General features: G+C 54.1%; 14 protein-coding genes. 6 read left to right on the top strand and 8 right to left on the bottom strand.

Annotated elements, in window-relative coordinates:
* Positions 1 to 126: 126 nt before the first annotated feature.
* From ACLJPQ_RS01970 to ACLJPQ_RS01945, 6 genes are all read right to left on the bottom strand, one after another.
* The gene (locus ACLJPQ_RS01970; RefSeq protein WP_080185118.1) at positions 127 to 1,560 is read right to left on the bottom strand and encodes an SDR family oxidoreductase; all 1,434 of its coding nucleotides are present in this window, start codon (positions 1,558 to 1,560) and stop codon (positions 127 to 129) included.
* A gap of 10 nt (positions 1,561 to 1,570) precedes the next feature.
* Entirely contained in the window at positions 1,571 to 2,572 is a 1,002-nt protein-coding gene (gene ltaE / locus ACLJPQ_RS01965) for a low-specificity L-threonine aldolase (RefSeq protein ID WP_000566346.1), read from the bottom strand.
* Positions 2,573 to 2,610: 38 nt separating this feature from the next.
* On the bottom strand, positions 2,611 to 4,329 hold the full coding sequence (poxB, locus tag ACLJPQ_RS01960) for a ubiquinone-dependent pyruvate dehydrogenase (RefSeq protein ID WP_000815309.1): 1,719 nt from the start codon (positions 4,327 to 4,329) through the stop codon (positions 2,611 to 2,613).
* A gap of 157 nt (positions 4,330 to 4,486) precedes the next feature.
* The gene (hcr, locus tag ACLJPQ_RS01955) at positions 4,487 to 5,455 is read right to left on the bottom strand and encodes an NADH oxidoreductase (RefSeq protein WP_023216393.1); all 969 of its coding nucleotides are present in this window, start codon (positions 5,453 to 5,455) and stop codon (positions 4,487 to 4,489) included.
* A gap of 11 nt (positions 5,456 to 5,466) precedes the next feature.
* Positions 5,467 to 7,119 carry a hydroxylamine reductase gene (gene hcp / locus ACLJPQ_RS01950; RefSeq protein ID WP_000458785.1) on the bottom strand — a complete coding sequence of 551 codons (1,653 nt, stop codon included), beginning with the start codon at positions 7,117 to 7,119 and terminating at the stop codon, positions 5,467 to 5,469.
* A 143-nt stretch (positions 7,120 to 7,262) separates the two neighbouring features.
* Complete coding sequence (locus ACLJPQ_RS01945; protein WP_000491118.1) at positions 7,263 to 8,162, bottom strand: lysine exporter LysO family protein; 900 nt, start codon at positions 8,160 to 8,162, stop codon at positions 7,263 to 7,265.
* 201 nt (positions 8,163 to 8,363) lie between these two features.
* Between ACLJPQ_RS01945 and ACLJPQ_RS01940 the strand changes: the two genes are divergently transcribed.
* On the top strand, positions 8,364 to 10,022 hold the full coding sequence (locus ACLJPQ_RS01940) for an ATP-dependent endonuclease (RefSeq protein WP_080185119.1): 1,659 nt from the start codon (positions 8,364 to 8,366) through the stop codon (positions 10,020 to 10,022).
* Here ACLJPQ_RS01940 and ACLJPQ_RS01935 read toward each other — a convergent pair.
* Entirely contained in the window at positions 10,019 to 10,969 is a 951-nt protein-coding gene (locus tag ACLJPQ_RS01935) for a VirK/YbjX family protein (RefSeq protein ID WP_001519667.1), read from the bottom strand. The two genes, ACLJPQ_RS01940 and ACLJPQ_RS01935, sit on opposite strands and share 4 nt — an antisense overlap.
* A gap of 145 nt (positions 10,970 to 11,114) precedes the next feature.
* Here ACLJPQ_RS01935 and macA point away from each other — a divergent pair, with 145 nt between their 5' ends.
* Together macA and macB are read left to right on the top strand one after the other, a co-directional pair.
* Positions 11,115 to 12,233 (top strand): macrolide transporter subunit MacA, encoded by a 1,119-nt coding sequence (gene macA / locus ACLJPQ_RS01930; protein WP_001201750.1) that lies wholly within the window; start codon positions 11,115 to 11,117, stop codon positions 12,231 to 12,233.
* The gene (gene macB, locus ACLJPQ_RS01925; protein ID WP_080185120.1) at positions 12,230 to 14,176 is read left to right on the top strand and encodes a macrolide ABC transporter ATP-binding protein/permease MacB; all 1,947 of its coding nucleotides are present in this window, start codon (positions 12,230 to 12,232) and stop codon (positions 14,174 to 14,176) included. The genes macA and macB overlap by 4 nt, the downstream gene beginning before the upstream one ends.
* Before the next feature lie 129 nt (positions 14,177 to 14,305).
* On the opposite strand, the gene cspD is transcribed toward macB, so the two are convergent.
* Entirely contained in the window at positions 14,306 to 14,527 is a 222-nt protein-coding gene (cspD, locus tag ACLJPQ_RS01920; protein ID WP_000447499.1) for a cold shock-like protein CspD, read from the bottom strand.
* A gap of 150 nt (positions 14,528 to 14,677) precedes the next feature.
* Between cspD and ACLJPQ_RS01915 the strand changes: the two genes are divergently transcribed.
* The 3 genes from ACLJPQ_RS01915 (at position 14,678) to clpA (ending at position 17,478) form a co-directional block, all read left to right on the top strand.
* On the top strand, positions 14,678 to 14,755 hold the full coding sequence (locus tag ACLJPQ_RS01915) for a hypothetical protein (RefSeq protein ID WP_212742690.1): 78 nt from the start codon (positions 14,678 to 14,680) through the stop codon (positions 14,753 to 14,755).
* Between the two features lie 95 nt (positions 14,756 to 14,850).
* On the top strand, positions 14,851 to 15,171 hold the full coding sequence (clpS, locus tag ACLJPQ_RS01910; RefSeq protein WP_000520789.1) for an ATP-dependent Clp protease adapter ClpS: 321 nt from the start codon (positions 14,851 to 14,853) through the stop codon (positions 15,169 to 15,171).
* Between the two features lie 30 nt (positions 15,172 to 15,201).
* Entirely contained in the window at positions 15,202 to 17,478 is a 2,277-nt protein-coding gene (gene clpA, locus ACLJPQ_RS01905) for an ATP-dependent Clp protease ATP-binding subunit ClpA (protein ID WP_000934064.1), read from the top strand.
* The last annotated feature ends 223 nt before the right edge of the window (positions 17,479 to 17,701 follow it).

Genomic DNA, 17,701 nt, shown 5'->3' with positions numbered 1-17,701 from the left:
ACTTTGATTTAATTGTTTAAAATCAGGTCTGTACCCATTGCATTGTTTAATAAACCGTCGTGCGCATTCTTCCGTGAATTACGTCGGTATGCAATGGGAAACACGAAAGAATACAGCAACTTTTTCTCATTTTTCTGTGATTTGTTCTGCAAGTCGGGCAATACGCCTTGCCATTCCCCGGAAAATAAACAGGTGCGCCGGGATCATCAGTAGCCAGTAAATCAGGCCCGGCATTCCGTGTGGATGCCACCAGGCGCGCACGTCAATTTCGCGGTAGCGACCTTTATCGTGCAGCGTGAAGCTAAGCCGCCCCAGACCCGGAGCTTTCATGCCAAACAAGAGCGTGAGCTGTTTTTCTGGTTCGACAATGATCACTTTCCAGCTATCTACCGTATCGCCAGGCTTGAGCAAAGTATGCGACGGGCGGCCTTTCGCCAGTTTATGCCCCACCAGACGGTCCATCGCGGCGCGCGTCTGCCACAAAATATTGCCGAAAAAATAGCCCTCTTTGCCACCCAGCCGATTTACGACCTGCCAGAGCGCCGATAGGCTGGCCTGGGTCTGCGCGGTAAAGCCCGCCTGCTTTGGAAAATAGCCGTATTCGGGACGCCAGCGGGCGAAGGCCAGCGCGTCGTAGCCCCAGTCGCTGGAGTTCACCAGTTTTTCTTCTTCTTTCAGCGTGCGGCGAACGGCGTCATCAAAGGTGATAAGCGTTTGGGGGATCAACTTTTTTAACGCGGCGTCATCGGCCAGCAAATCGTGCCTCAACCCCTGGATTAAGGCTTTTGCGGTAGTCGGCGGCACGGAGGTAATGACGTTTAAAAACCAGACCGAAATCCAGCGGGTCGGAAAAGGCACCGGGATCAGCGGACGCCGTTTACCGCTGACGGCCATAAAACGTTCAAACTGCTGCTGATAGCTTAATACCTGCGGCCCGGCGGCTTCCAGAATACGATGTTCGTGCGCAGGGTGGTCCAGCAAGCCGACCAGGTAGTAGAGTAAATTTTCCAGAGCGATGGGCGTGGTGCGCGAACGCACCCAGCGCGGCGGCGTGAGTATTGGCAGGTTGTAAACCATGTCACGCATGACTTCGAAGGCGGCGGAGCCTGCGCCGACGATGATCCCGGCGCGTAATTCCGTCACCGGCACGCCTGCGTCGCGCAGCGTGTCAGCCGTAAGCTGGCGGGCGCGCAGGTGATCGGATTGCTCATGCGCCGGCGCCTGCAATGAACTGAGGAAAATAAGTTGCTTAACCGGCGTCTGGCGCAGCGCGTCGCGCACGTTGAGCGCCGCCTGACGCTCATGGGCGATAAAATCGCCGCCTTCGCCCATGCCGTGTACCAGATAGTAAACGGTATCAACGTCGCGAAGCAGCGCAGGTAAATTTTCCGGCCAGTGCAGATCGACCTTATGACAACTGACGTTGGCGAGGCGCTGTTTTTCCAGACGTTCCACGCGCCGCGCCGCCGCCCGCACCTGATGCCCTTGCTGACTTAGCGCAAAGACCAGGTGCTGGCCGATATAGCCGCTGGCGCCGAGAACCAGAATGCGTTGCGCCACGTTGCTCTCCTTAGCGGGCTAAAAAGGCGCGCCAGTGGGCGACGACGTCGGCAAGCTGTTCGCGAGAGACATCCAGATGCGTCACCAGACGCACAATCGGCGCGGCGTTAATCAGGATATTCCGTTCCCGTAAATAGTCGCCAAGCGCGGCGGCCTGTGCTTCGCCAACGCGAACAAACAGCATATTCGTTTCGTGGCGCATGACCTCCGCGCCCGCTTCGCGAAGCTGCTGCGCCAGCCAGGCGGCGTTATCATGGTCCTCTTGCAGACGCGCCACGTTATGCTTCAGCGCATACAGTCCGGCCGCTGCCAGAATCCCGGCCTGACGCATTCCGCCGCCGACCATTTTACGCCAGCGCGTCGCGCGTTTAATGTAGTCGCGGTTGCCGACCAGCAGCGAACCGACCGGCGTTCCGAGACCTTTTGACAGGCAGATGGTAAAAGAGTCGCAATACTGCGTAATCTCTTTTAACTCACAGCCGTAGGCAACCACCGCGTTAAAAATTCGGGCGCCGTCAACGTGCAGCGCCAGTCCACGTTCGCGGGTAAATGTCCAGGCGTCTTTCAGATACGCGCGCGGCAGCACTTTCCCGTTATGCGTATTTTCCAGACTGAGCAAGCGCGTGCGCGCGAAGTGGATGTCATCCGCTTTAATCTTCGCCGCCACGTTCTCCAGCGGCAGCGTACCGTCCGCGGCGGCGTCGATGGGCTGCGGCTGAATGCTGCCGAGCACCGCCGCGCCGCCAGCTTCATAGAGATAATTATGCGCGCCCTGACCGACGATATACTCTTCGCCGCGTTCACAATGGCTAAGCAGCGCGACCAGATTGGCCTGGGTGCCGGTGGGTAAAAAAAGCGCCGCTTCTTTACCGGAAAGGTCGGCGGCGTAGCGCTGAAGGGCGTTAACGGTAGGGTCATCGCCGTATACGTCGTCCCCGACCGGGGCGGTCATCATCGCCTCGAGCATGGCGCGGCCCGGTCGGGTAACGGTATCACTGCGTAAATCAATCATGGCACATCCCTGGATTTTAAAAGGTGATGTGCACTGTTTTACCTTAGCCAGTTCGTTTTCGCCAGTTCGATCACTTCATCGCCGCGGCCGCTAATAATGGCGCGCAGCATGTACAGGCTAAAGCCTTTCGCTTGTTCCAGTTTGATCTGCGGCGGGATCGCCAGCTCTTCTTTTGCCACGACCACGTCAACCAGTACCGGGCCATCGATGGAAAACGCGCGCTGTAGCGCTCCGTCCACGTCTGCGGCTTTTTCCACGCGAATACCGGTAATGCCGCAGGCTTCGGCGATACGCGCGAAATTGGTGTCGTGCAGTTCGGTACCGTCGGTAAGGTAGCCGCCGGCTTTCATTTCCATCGCCACAAAGCCCAGCACGCTGTTATTAAAGACGACGATTTTTATCGGCAGCTTCATCTGTACCACCGAGAGAAAATCGCCCATCAGCATACTGAAGCCGCCATCACCGCACATCGCGATAACCTGCCGACCCGGCGCGGTGGCCTGAGCGCCGAGCGCCTGCGGCATGGCATTGGCCATTGACCCGTGGTTAAACGAACCCAGCAGGCGGCGCTTGCCGTTCATTTTTAGATAGCGGGCCGCCCAGACGGTCGGCGTGCCGACATCGCAGGTAAAAATAGCGTCGTCAGCGGCGAAATGGCTAATTTGTTGCGCCAGATATTGTGGATGGATGGCTTTGTCGCTGAGTTTGGCTAAGTCATCAAGTCCCTTACGGGCGTCCCGATAGTGCTCCAGAGCTTTATCGAGGAATTTACGATTGCTTTTTTCTTCCACCAGCGGCAGCAGGGCGCGAAGCGTGGCTTTAATATCGCCCACCAGCGCCATGTCGACTTTGCTGTGCGCGCCAATACTGCCCGGGTTGATGTCAATCTGAATGATTTTGGCATCGCTCGGATAAAAGGCGCGGTAGGGGAACTGGGTGCCGAGCAGGATCAGCGTATCGGCGTTCATCATGGTGTGGAAGCCAGAAGAGAAGCCAATCAGGCCGGTCATTCCCACATCATAAGGGTTATCGTACTCAACGTGCTCTTTGCCGCGCAGGGCATGAACGATTGGCGCTTTTAGTTTTGCCGCCAACGCGACCAACTCCTCATGCGCGCCCGCGCAGCCGCTACCGCACATCAATGCGATATTGCTGGAGTAGCGCAGCAGTTGCGCCAGTTTTTTCAGCTCTTCCTCCGCCGGCGTGACGACGGGGTGCGGGGCATGGTACCAATGAGTGACGGCGTTTTCAGGCGCAGGTTTCAGCGCCACGTCACCCGGAAGTACGACCACGGAGACGCCGCGGTTTAGCACCGCTTTGCGCATGGCGATGGCGAGTACCTGCGGGATCTGCTCCGGGCTGGAAACCAACTCGCAATAGTGGCTGCATTCACGGAACAACTCCTGCGGGTGGGTCTCCTGGAAATAACCGCTGCCGATTTCACTGGACGGAATATGGGCGGCGATCGCCAGAACAGGGACGTGGTTACGGTGGCAATCAAACAGGCCATTGATTAGGTGCAGGTTGCCCGGTCCGCATGAACCGGCGCACACTGCCAGCTCGCCGGTAAGCTGCGCTTGTGCGCCGGCGGCGAAAGCGGCGACCTCTTCGTGGCGGGTTGGCATCCATTCAATGGTTCCCATACGATTAAGACTATCGCTCAGGCCGTTCAGGGAATCGCCAGTGACGCCCCAGATTTGTTTTACGCCAGCCTGTTCCAGCGTTTTGGCGATAAAAGCAGCAACGGTTTGTTTCATGGTTCTCCATCTCCTTAAATGTGATAACGGTTACAAGTTTAGTTGAAGATGACGATGACGTTTTTCTTTGGCGAAGAGAGGGGCGAAAGGATGAAGCGAGCGGCAAATCGCCCGGTAGCGCTGACGCTTACCGGGCCTATGATGGAACGTTTACCGATTATGCGAGAACAAGATCGCCCTGCGGATGGCAGGAGCAGGCCAGTACGTAACCTTCGGCAATCTCCGCCTCGCTCAGCGTCATGGTGCTACTCACCGTATAGTCGCCGGAAACGACTTTGGTTTTACAGCAGCCGCAAACACCTGCCCGACAGGCAGCGGCAACCGGTACTTTATTACTCTCCAGCGCCTCCAACAGCGTCGTACCGATCGGGGCATAAAATTCCTGCGCTGGCTGTAGCTTGGTGAATTTCAGGCCGCTGGTTGCCGTTTCCGCCACCGGCGTGAAGAACTTCTCTTTAAAGAAGCGCGTTACGCCAAGCGCTTTCACTCCCTGTTCGACGAAATCCATATAGGGCGCCGGGCCGCAGGTCATGATGGTGCGCGATGCCAAATCCGGTACGCGCTGTAATAATTCCGTGGTCAGACGGCCCGCGACAAAACCTTCCGTGGCATGATTTTCCGCCACTAGCGTGACCGGATACTGTCGCCACTCGTCGGCAAAAATCACATCATCCGGCGAACGGACGTTAAAGATGACCTGCACATCGGCCTGCGGGCGGTATTTCGCCAGCCAGCGACGCATCGACATGATTGGCGTTACGCCACAACCGGCGGCGAGCAGCAGAAACTTATCTTCTGTTTTATCGTCACAGGTAAAATCGCCCATTGCATCAGACAGCCAGATGTAATCGCCGCGCTTGATGTCATGGGTCAACCACTGTGAACCCGTGCCATCATCAATCCGACGAACGGTCAGCGTAATATATTCACTGACGCCCGGCGTAGACGAAAGGGTGTAGGCGCGCAGCGTTTCCGCTGAATTACGCACGCTCACCAGCGCATACTGCCCGGCGCGGTAAGGGTAGTAATCATGGCATAATAGCGCAATTGTCCATACATCCGGCGTCTCCTGACGGATGTGATGCACCTGCATTCGCCAGGGACATTGTGAGGTTGGCATCGTCATCATTGACCTCCTTACGCGCTCAGCAATTGCTTCATGTCTTCTTCAACGGTGGTCACGGAGCGCAGACCGAACTTCTCGTTGAGGATAGCCAGCAGATCCGGCGTGAAGAAGCCCGGCGCGGTCGGCCCGGTGACAATATTTTTCACGCCTAATGACAGCAGCGTCAGCAGAATCACGATCGCTTTCTGCTCAAACCAGGAGAGCACCAGCGATAGCGGCAGATCGTTGACGCCGCAGCCCAGTTTTTCCGCCAGCGTCACCGCCAGGATAATTGCGGAGTAAGCATCGTTACACTGACCGGCATCGACCAGACGCGGCAGCCCTTCGATGTCGCCGAACTCCAGTTTGTTGAAACGGTATTTACCGCACGCCAGAGTCAGGATCAGGCAGTCATCCGGTACGCTGGTGGCGAAATCGGTAAAGTAGTTACGCTCGCCGCGCGCGCCGTCACAGCCGCCGACCAGGAAGATGTGGCGCAGTTTTTCACGGCTGACCAGATCGATGAGCGTATCGGCAGCGCCGAGCAGGGTCTGACGGCCAAAACCGACGGTGATGAGATGCGGAATTTCGCTATACGGGAAGCCCGCCATTTGCTGCGCCTGGGCAATGACCGGCCCGAAGTCATCGCCTTCAAGATGGCTAACGCCCGGCCAGCCGACGATGCTACGGGTCCAGATACGGTCGTCATAGCTGCCCACGGTCGGGTCGATAATGCAGTTAGAGGTCATCACGATTGGGCCAGGGAAGCGGGCGAATTCGACCTGCTGATTCTGCCAGCCGCTGCCGTAGTTACCGACCAGATGCTTGAATTTACGCAGTTCCGGATAGCCATGTGCGGGCAGCATTTCACCGTGAGTGTAGACGTTAACGCCGGTGCCTTCGGTCTGCTCCAGCAGGTTGTAGAGATCTTTCAGATCGTGACCGGAGATCAGAATGCACTTGCCTTCAGTCGCTTTGACGTTGACCTGAGTCGGCGTTGGGTGACCGTATTTGGTGGTTTCACCGGCATCCAGAATGCTCATCACTTTAAAGTTCATCTGGCCGATTTCCATTGCGCACTCCAGCAGCGCGTTCATATCAGCAGGCCAGGTGCCGAGCCAGGCCATGATTTTGTGGTACTGCGCATAAATGTCGTTGTCGTATTGACCGAGAACGTGCGCGTGTTCCATGTACGCCGCCGCGCCTTTCAGACCGTACAGGCACAGCAGACGCAGGCCGAGGATGTTCTCGCCAATGGCGGCTTTGTCTTTGTTCGGGGTAAATTCCGCCGCCTGACGTTGCAGTTCGCCCAGATCGTCGCTGACCAGTTGCAGATCGGCCATCGGATTGTCGCAATGCGCATTAGCATCCACGCTCAGGCACTGGGCTTTCAACGCTTCACGCAAGGCAATCGCTTCACGGGCGTAGCCGACGATACGCGGAGAGTCGAAGTTAACATTGGTCAGCGTGGAGAAAAACGCGCGCGGCGCAAAGTTATCAACGTCGTGATTAATGATGCCATATTCACGGGCCTTCACCGCCCAGGCAGACAAACCTTGCAAAGCCGCAATCAGCAGATCCTGCAGATCGGACGTTTCAGCCGTTTTACCGCACATTCCCTGCGCGTAGGAGCAGCCGTTTCCGGCTGGTGTACGGATGGTTTGTTCACATTGCACACAAAACATGGTCACACCTTTTAAAGTTATATTTAATATACATGTTTAAGGTTATGCCTGTGAACAAAGGGATAAAAGGGATTTCTGCCATAATGTGCAAGGAGATTGATTTAGCGCAATTTTGGCGGCAGATGCCTACCGCCAAAGAGGTATCAGGCCGAGAAGAACGCCATTAAGAGGGGGACCAGCAGGCTGAGGATAAAGCCATGTACGATAGCCGCCGGAACAATCTCTACGCCGCCGGAGCGCTGTAATACCGGCAACGTAAAGTCCATTGAGGTCGCTCCGCACAGGCCCAACGCTGTTGAACGGCTGCGGCGAACCAGGCCGGGAATAAGCATAATGGCTAAGAGCTCGCGGGCCAGATCGTTAAAAAATGCCGCGCTGCCGATAACCGGTCCAAACGACTCCGTCAGCAAAATACCGGAAAGAGAGTACCAGCCGAAACCTGACGCCATCGCCAGGGCGGTTTTTAGCGGTAAGTCCAGGATAAACGCATTAATCACGCCGCCCAGTAATGAGCTTGCCACGACAACGACCGCGACCATCATTCCCCGGCGGTTAAGCACAATTTGCTTTAAGGTCATGCCGCTATTTCGTAGCTGAATCCCCACCAGGAACAATAAAAAGATCAGCGTATATTCACTGGCTTCGGTGGCGTGCTGTAAAACAGAGAGTCCGCTCAGGCCGATAACAAACCCCAATACCACTACGCCGCACAGTTGCAGCGACTCCAGCGCCATGGCAATACGCGAAGGCAGTTTTTCCTGCTGATGATGGTGACGCCACGGGAGGATACGTTCCAGCCACAATAAGGCAGCGATATTACACAATAAAATAATCGTAATACTGACGGCGGAATAATGAAAAATCGCCACCAGATTACTGGCGAGGTTATCCAAAAACGCCAGGCTTATTCCCATAAAAAAGAGAATAAGGTACACGATCCAGCTCAGTAGCCGGTTAATAAGTTGTAATGCGGCTTTATGTCGCAGTGGAATGAGATAGCCCACAATCAGTGGAACCAGAATGATTAAAAGTCCTGAAAACATGAACAGCCGGGCCCTTTTTTATTGTTTGAATAGCGTACATGACACTACCGAATTCCAGACTATCAGTAAAGTGACACCGTCAGCCGTACATTTATCAGACATTTGCCCCAGGCAAAGGGGGGGAATATCACGCCAGGCGGACGCATTTGCCGTTATACTGCGGTGAATTTTATGGAGTGATGACGTTTTTCTGGAGGAAGCATGATTCTCGAACGCGTTGAAATAGTAGGATTTCGCGGTATCAACCGACTGTCGTTGATGCTGGAGCAAAACAACGTGCTGATTGGGGAAAACGCCTGGGGCAAATCCAGCCTGCTGGATGCGCTGACTCTGTTATTGTCGCCGGAACTCGATCTCTACCATTTTGTCCGTGAGGATTTCTGGTTTCCGCCTGGCGACATAAAAGGACGCGAGCATCACCTGCATATTATTCTGACTTTTCGCGAAACGCAGCCAGGGCGGCATCGGGTACGTCGTTATCGAGCGCTGGAAGCATGCTGGTCGCCTTGCGAGGATGATTTTCACCGTATTTTTTATCGGCTAGAGGGCGAATGCGGCGCCGATGGCAGCGTGATGACGCTGCGCAGTTTTCTCAATAGCGATGGGCAGCCATTACCGGTGGAAAATATTAACGATCAGGTGCGCCACCTGGTTCGTCTGATGCCAGTGCTACGTTTGCGCGATGCGCGCTTTATGCGACGTATTCGCAACGGTACGGTGCCCAATGTGCCGGATGTTGAAGTCACGGCCCGACAGCTGGATTTTCTGGCGCGTGAGCTGGCGACTAGGCCGCAAAATTTAACCGACGGGCAGATTCGCCAGGGACTGTCCGCGATGGTGCAACTGCTTGAACACTATTTCTCAGAGCAGGGCGCAGGACAGGCGCGTCACCGACTCATGCGACGGCGTTCGCAAAATGAGCAGCGTAGCTGGCGCTATCTGGATATTATTAATCGGATGATCGACAAACCGGGCAGCCGGTCGCATCGGGTGATCCTGCTGGGGCTTTTCTCCACGCTGTTACAGGCGAAAGGGACGCTGCGGTTACATAAAGACGCGCGACCATTACTGCTGGTGGAAGATCCGGAAACCCGTTTACATCCCATTATGCTTTCAGTCGCCTGGCAATTGCTCAATCTGTTACCGCTACAGCGGATAGCGACAACCAACTCAGGCGAATTGCTCTCGCTAACGCCGGTGGAGCATGTCGTACGGCTGGTGCGCGAATCTTCCCGCGTCGCCGCCTGGCGTCTGGGCCCGGGCGGGTTAAGCGCGGAAGATGGACGGCGCATCGCCTTTCATATCCGCTTTAATCGCGCGTCGTCGCTGTTTGCGCGTTGCTGGCTACTGGTGGAAGGCGAGACGGAAACCTGGGTTATTAATGAGCTGGCGCGTCAGTGTGGACATCATTTTGATGCGGAGGGCATTAAAGTCATTGAGTTTGCTCAGTCTGGCCTGAAACCGCTGGTGAAGTTCGCCCGCCGTATGGGAATCGAGTGGCATGTCCTGGTGGATGGCGACGAAGCGGGGAAAAAATATGCCGCGACGGTCCGCAGTCTGCTTAATAACGATCGGGAAGAAGAACGCGAACATCTCACGACGCTGCCTGCGCTGGATATGGAACATTTTATGTATCGTCAGGGCTTTGCCGATGTTTTTCACCGGGTTGCGCAGCTTCCGCCTAATGTGCCGATGAATACCCGGAAAATTATCACTAAAGCTATCCACCGCTCGTCAAAGCCGGATTTGGCGATTGAAGTCGCGATGGAAGCCGGGCGGCGGGGAATTGACGCCGTGCCGCCGCTGTTCAGAAAGATGTTCTCGCGCGTGGTTTGGCTGGCGCGGGGCCGGGCGGATTAACGTTTGAATGTGGCCGGAACCTGTTCGACGACGCTATCGAGTAACGCATAGCGGCGGCGATACTCGGCCCGTTTTTTACTGGCGATCTCCGCTTCGCTTTTTCGGGCGATCGCCAGCGGTAGCGTATAGTAATTCCCTTTAATTCTTTCACCGCCTAACGATTCCCAAAACGCGTCATAGTCGGCATGCATTTGCGTCTTTTTATCCATGTATCGCCAGCTACGGTAAACGTGCGCATCGTTACTCACAGCTATAATCTTTTCTGCCTGAAAGACTTGCGCAAACTGACAGAGAGCCTCCATCACGATGCGTTTGGGAAAAAGACCATGGCAGGCTTTGGTCGCCTGCTGGATAATTTCGTGAGGGACGTCGTTTGCCGCGCCCTGTAATCCGCCGATAAATAGTGTGCGTTGTTGGTTAAAGCGACACAGAGTAAATGTGATCTCTGCCAGAATACGTAACTGTGCGTCGCGAACAACAATAGTGCTTTCACCTTCTTTATCCAGTGAGACCAGACTGACTAAATCAAGTTGAAACAACTCGCCGGTTTTAGTTTCAAATTTAGCAAGATTCAGGCCATACTGACTTAAATAGCTAACTTGTTGTTCTCGCGATAAAAGTTGGCGCATCTGTTGATAATGAAAACACAGCGCATCTAAGGCGAAATCGCGTTTAATATTTACAGCCATATAAGGACGATGTAGCCGAATAGGCAAACGCGGCTGACGAGCAAGTAACGTATTTAACTCCGGCCATTGGGTGAGATTGGTCAGTAATTGGCTGGTCGCACGCGGCATGACTAATGAGCGGATTAAAAACTTGCGACGAAAGCTGGCTTTACGCCAGAATTTTCCTGGCTGTAATTGCCCGCGTGTCAGACGAATAAATAATTGTAAAGGAGAGATGTAATCTGAAGTGTACCAGGTATTATCTGTAAGCTGTGTCATGATCGTAATCCGCGACATAAGATTGTCGAGATTGAACCACAGGAAACATTAACCAATCGTCAATACAGCCGGCGCTATCTTTATTGCGTCAGGTTTGTTTAGATACGGTTTACTTTCTGGTTAAAATTTTGCCGTCAGGGTTTCTATGCGTGCTAAGGGAAAGAAATTTAAAAAGCGTTATCTGGTCATTATTTTAATTCTTTTAGTGGGGGGGATGGCTGGCTGGCGAATGATAAATGCCCCGCTGCCAACTTATCAGACATTAATCGTGCGGCCAGGCGATCTTGAACAGAGTGTACTGGCGACTGGAAAACTGGACGCGTTGCGTAAAGTGGATGTCGGCGCGCAGGTGAGCGGCCAGTTGAAAACGCTGCTGGTCTCCATTGGCGATAACGTTAAAAAAGATCAGCTACTCGGCGTGATTGACCCAGATCAGGCGGAGAACCAGATAAAAGAGGTCGAGGCCACCCTGATGGAGCTGAACGCGGAGCGTCAGCAGGCAGCCGCTGAGTTAAAGCTGGCGCGGGTTACGCTGGCGCGCCAGCAGCAGTTAGCTAAGACTCAGGCGGTATCGCAACAGGATCTGGATACCGCGGCGACGGAGATGGCGGTTAAACAGGCGCGTATTGGCACCATAGATGCCCAGATCAAACGTAATCGGGCCTCGTTGGACACCGCGAAAACCAACCTGGAATATACCCGTATTGTCGCCCCCATGGCGGGGGAAGTGACGCAAATCACTACCCTGCAAGGACAAACGGTGATTGCAGCTCAGCAGGCGCCCAATATTCTGACGCTGGCGGATATGAGCACCATGCTGGTAAAAGCGCAGGTCTCGGAAGCGGACGTGATCCATCTTCGGGCGGGGCAGAAAGCATGGTTCACCATTGCAGGCGATCCGCAAACGCGCTATGAAGGCGTTTTAAAAGATATTCTGCCGACGCCGGAAAAGATCAACGACGCTATTTTTTATTACGCCCGGTTTGAAGTGCCGAATCCCAAAAGAATCTTGCGTCTTGATATGACCGCACAGGTTTATATTCAACTCATGGATGTCAAAAATGTGCTGATTATTCCTCTCGCCGCGCTTGGCGAACCGGTGGGCGGCAATCGTTATAAAGTGGCGCTGTTGCGTAACGGCGAAAAACGTGAGCGCGAAGTGATCATTGGCGAGCGTAACGATACAGACGTGGAAGTGGTTAAAGGTCTGGAAGCGGGCGATGAGGTGATCATCGGCGAGAGCAGGCCAGGAGCGACGCCATGACGGCATTGCTTGAACTGCGCAATGTGAGTCGCAGCTACCCCTCCGGAGAAGAGCAGGTGGCGGTGTTGAAAGATATCTCCCTGCAAATCCACGCCGGGGAGATGGTGGCGATCGTCGGCGTTTCCGGTTCTGGAAAATCAACGCTGATGAATATCCTCGGGTGCCTGGATAAACCGACCAGCGGCACTTATCGGGTGGCGGGGCGGGACGTCTCGACGCTGGACCCGGACGCGCTGGCACAGCTGCGGCGTGAGCATTTTGGCTTTATCTTTCAGCGCTACCATCTATTGTCGCATTTAACGGCAGCGCAAAATGTTGAAATCCCCGCCGTCTACGCCGGCATTGAACGCAAAAAACGCCAGGCGCGCGCCAGAGAGTTGCTTTTGCGGCTGGGATTAAGCGATCGCGTCGATTACCCACCTTCACAGCTTTCTGGCGGACAGCAGCAGCGTGTCAGTATTGCCCGCGCGCTGATGAACGGCGGACAGGTGATTCTGGCGGATGAGCCAACCGGCGCGCTGGATAGCCATTCCGGCGAAGAGGTGATGGCGATTTTGCGCCAACTGCGCGATCGCGGACATACGGTGATCATTGTGACGCACGATCCGCTGATTGCCGCCCAGGCGGAGCGGATTATTGAAATTCACGATGGCAAGATTGTCCATAATCCGCCCGCGCAGGAAAAGAAACGCGAACAGGGCGTTGACGCTGCCGTAGTTAATACGGCTCCCGGCTGGCGGCAATTTGCCAGCAGCTTTCGCGAAGCGCTGTCGATGGCGTGGTTAGCGATGGCCGCTAACAAAATGCGTACTTTACTGACCATGCTGGGAATTATTATCGGTATTGCGTCGGTGGTGTCGATTGTGGTGGTCGGCGACGCCGCAAAACAGATGGTACTGGCGGATATCCGCGCTATGGGCACTAATACGATTGATATTCATCCAGGCAAAGATTTCGGCGACGACAACCCGCAGTATCGACAGGCGCTGAAATATGACGATCTGGTTTCTATTCAGAAACAGCCGTGGGTTAACTCTGCGACGCCCAGCGTTTCAAAGAGCTTACGTCTTCGCTATGGCAATATTGATATTGCCGTAAATGCTAATGGCGTCAGTGGCGATTATTTTAACGTTTACGGCATGTCCTTTAGGGAGGGGAACACCTTCAATGCTGTACAGCAACAGGATCGCGCGCAGGTGGTGGTGCTGGATGCCAACACGCGACGCCAGCTATTTCCAAATAAAGCGAATGTCGTAGGGGAAGTGGTGCTGGTGGGTAATATGCCGGTTATTGTTATTGGCGTGGCGGAAGAGAAACCGTCCATGTACGGCAATAGCAATCTGTTGCAAGTTTGGTTGCCCTATAGCACGATGTCAGATCGCATAATGGGTCAGTCATGGCTTAACTCGATCACCGTTCGTGTGAAAGATGGCGTTGATAGCGATCAGGCTGAACAGCAGCTTACTCGCCTGCTCACCTTACGCCACGGTAAAAAAGACTTCTTCACCTGGAATATGGACAGCGTCCTGAAAACGGCTGAAAAAACCACCTATACTCTTCAGTTATTTCTGACGCTGGTGGCTGTCATTTCGCTGGTTGTCGGCGGCATCGGCGTTATGAATATTATGCTGGTTTCCGTCACCGAGCGAACGCGTGAAATCGGCATCCGTATGGCGGTAGGCGCGCGCGCCAGCGATGTGCTACAGCAGTTTCTTATTGAAGCGGTGCTGGTTTGCCTGGTTGGTGGAGCGCTGGGGATTAGCTTGTCGATGTTCATCGCATTTATGCTACAGCTTTTCCTGCCCGGCTGGGAGATCGGTTTTTCACTGACTGCGCTGGCGAGCGCGTTTTTATGTTCGACGTTTACCGGGATACTGTTTGGCTGGCTACCGGCGAGAAACGCGGCGCGACTGGACCCGGTGGAGGCGCTGGCAAGGGAGTAATCTTGCTGACGTCATTTGTCGGCCTGATAAGATGCAACGGTGTTGCTATCAGGAACTGGCGTTAAATAAAAATGCCAGCCGATCGGGCTGGCATTTTGCCTCCTGGATGTACACAATGAGACAGAGGAGCTATGCAACGGCCTCTGCTTCGATGGGCACGATGACGCTGGCGTGATTGCCTTTTGGCCCCTGGTGGACATCAAACCGGACAGACTGTCCGGCTTTAAGCGTTCTGTAACCATCCATTTGAATGGTGGAATAATGGGCGAAAATATCCTCGCCGCCGCCTTCAGGGCAGATGAAACCAAACCCTTTGGCATTGTTGAACCACTTTACAGTACCCGTTTCCATGCTTCGACATCCTTCGTAAATCTTATATAAGTAAGATGGAATGAACCGGTGACGGAGTGGGGGCTGTTCAAAACCTCACCAACTCTCGACATTACAATTTAGAGAAATCAGGCGAGGCGTCAAGCATCAGGCAGGGGGGATCGGGTAAAAATGAATCAAAAATTTGAAGCAGTTAACGCTATTGCCGGGAATGTGACAGATGTCGCGGATGGTACTGATAGATGTTAGTTATCTATCAATTGAGGTAGATTGATTGTGTGCATAGACTCTGGTCAGCGGCAGATTTTCCTGCCGACAACCGTAACCGATAATGACGACTGACAATGGGTAAGACGAACGATTGGCTGGATTTTGACCAGTTGGTGGAAGATAGCGTGCGCGACGCGCTAAAACCGCCATCTATGTATAAAGTGATATTAGTCAATGATGACTACACTCCGATGGAGTTTGTTATTGACGTGTTACAAAAATTCTTTTCTTATGATGTAGAACGTGCAACGCAATTGATGCTTGCAGTTCACTATCAAGGCAAAGCTATCTGCGGCGTGTTCACCGCCGAGGTGGCGGAAACCAAAGTGGCGATGGTGAACAAGTATGCAAGGGAGAACGAGCATCCGTTGCTGTGTACGCTGGAAAAAGCCTGAATGCAGGTATAAAAATTGGGGGAGGTGCCTATGCTCAATCAAGAACTGGAACTCAGTTTAAACATGGCTTTCGCCAGAGCGCGCGAGCACCGTCATGAGTTTATGACCGTCGAGCATCTGTTGCTGGCGCTGCTCAGCAACCCATCGGCTCGCGAAGCGCTGGAAGCATGCTCCGTGGATCTGGTGGCGCTCCGTCAGGAACTCGAAGCCTTCATTGAACAAACCACACCCGTACTGCCTGCCAGTGAAGAAGAGCGTGATACGCAGCCGACGTTAAGTTTCCAGCGTGTCCTGCAACGTGCCGTCTTCCATGTTCAGTCTTCCGGGCGTAGTGAAGTGACTGGCGCGAATGTGCTGGTGGCTATCTTTAGCGAACAGGAATCACAGGCGGCTTATCTGCTGCGCAAGCATGAAGTGAGCCGTCTGGATATCGTGAACTTTATTTCTCACGGGACGCGAAAAGACGAACCGAGCCAATCTTCCGATCTCGGCAATCAGCCAACTGGCGACGAACAAGCTGGCGGGGAGGAACGTATGGAAAACTTCACGACGAATCTTAACCAACTTGCTCGCGTGGGCGGCATCGATCCGCTGATTGGTCGTGAAAAAGAACTGGAACGCGCGATCCAGGTCTTGTGTCGTCGCCGTAAAAATAACCCGTTGCTGGTAGGAGAATCCGGCGTCGGCAAAACGGCGATTGCCGAAGGGCTGGCCTGGCGTATCGTGCAGGGCGATGTGCCGGAAGTGATGGCCGATTGCACCATTTACTCGCTGGATATCGGTTCGCTGCTGGCGGGCACCAAATACCGCGGCGATTTTGAAAAACGGTTTAAGGCGTTGCTGAAACAGCTTGAGCAGGATACCAACAGCATCCTGTTTATCGATGAAATCCATACCATTATCGGCGCTGGCGCGGCGTCGGGCGGACAGGTGGATGCGGCAAATCTGATTAAACCGCTGCTTTCCAGCGGTAAGATCCGGGTGATCGGCTCAACGACCTATCAGGAATTCAGCAATATTTTTGAGAAAGACCGCGCATTAGCGCGCCGTTTCCAGAAAATTGATATTACCGAGCCTTCGGTGGAAGAGACGGTGCAAATTATCAACGGCTTGAAACCTAAGTACGAAGCGCACCACGACGTGCGTTATACCGCGAAAGCGGTGCGTGCGGCGGTCGAGCTGGCGGTAAAATATATCAATGACCGCCATCTGCCGGATAAAGCCATTGACGTGATTGACGAAGCGGGCGCTCGGGCGCGTCTGATGCCGGTGAGCAAACGTAAGAAAACGGTCAATGTGGCGGATATTGAGTCCGTAGTGGCGCGAATTGCGCGAATTCCTGAAAAGAGCGTCTCGCAGAGCGATCGCGATACGCTGAAGAACCTGGGCGATCGTCTGAAAATGCTGGTCTTCGGCCAGGATAACGCGATTGAGGCGCTGACCGAAGCTATTAAGATGAGTCGTGCGGGGTTGGGCCATGAGCATAAACCTGTCGGCTCATTCTTGTTCGCCGGGCCAACTGGCGTAGGGAAAACTGAAGTTACGGTACAGCTTTCAAAAGCGCTGGGTATTGAGCTGTTGCGCTTCGATATGTCCGAATATATGGAGCGCCATACGGTGAGCCGTTTGATCGGCGCGCCTCCGGGATACGTCGGTTTCGACCAGGGCGGGCTGCTGACGGATGCGGTGATTAAGCATCCTCATGCGGTGCTGTTGCTGGATGAGATCGAAAAAGCGCACCCGGATGTCTTTAACCTGCTGCTGCAGGTGATGGATAACGGTACGCTGACCGATAACAATGGCCGTAAGGCGGATTTCCGCAACGTGGTGCTGGTGATGACCACTAACGCCGGCGTGCGAGAAACCGAACGTAAATCTATTGGTCTTATTCATCAGGACAACAGTACCGATGCGATGGGCGAGATCAAGAAAGTGTTTACGCCGGAGTTCCGTAACCGTCTCGACAACATTATTTGGTTCGATCATCTGTCTGGCGAGGTGATTCATCAGGTTGTCGATAAGTTTATCGTCGAGTTGCAGGCTCAGTTGGATCAGAAAGGCGTCTCCCTGGAAGTCAGTCAGGAAGCGCGCGACTGGCTGGCGGAAAAGGGCTATGACCGGGCGATGGGCGCACGACCAATGGCACGTGTGATTCAGGATAACCTGAAAAAACCGCTGGCCAATGAGTTGCTGTTTGGATCGCTGGTTGACGGCGGACAGGTCACCGTCGCGCTGGATAAAGAGAAAAATGCGTTGACGTATGGCTTCCAGAGTGCGCAAAAGCACAAGCCGGAAGCCGCGCATTAATCTTCGTTTCACTGCCGTACAAACCGGGCCTTAGCGCCCGGTTTTTTTATGCCGGCTAATAGTTAGCCTGATGGTGTTGTGCTCGCGGTAGGCGGATAAGGCGCTTGTAAGTTGCGCCATCATCCGGTAATCGACGGGGGTTTAATGCGAAAAAAAAGCCCGTACATTCGTACGAGCTCTTTCTTAAATATGGCGGTGAGGGGGGGATTGACTCGCTTTGCTC

It is taken from the genome of Salmonella sp. SAL04213 (genome assembly GCF_046550535.1).
Taxonomy (GTDB): Bacteria; Pseudomonadota; Gammaproteobacteria; order Enterobacterales; family Enterobacteriaceae; genus Salmonella; species Salmonella enterica.
The sequence above is the reverse complement of the archived record's forward strand: the minus strand, read 5'-3'. Positions and strand labels throughout refer to the sequence as shown.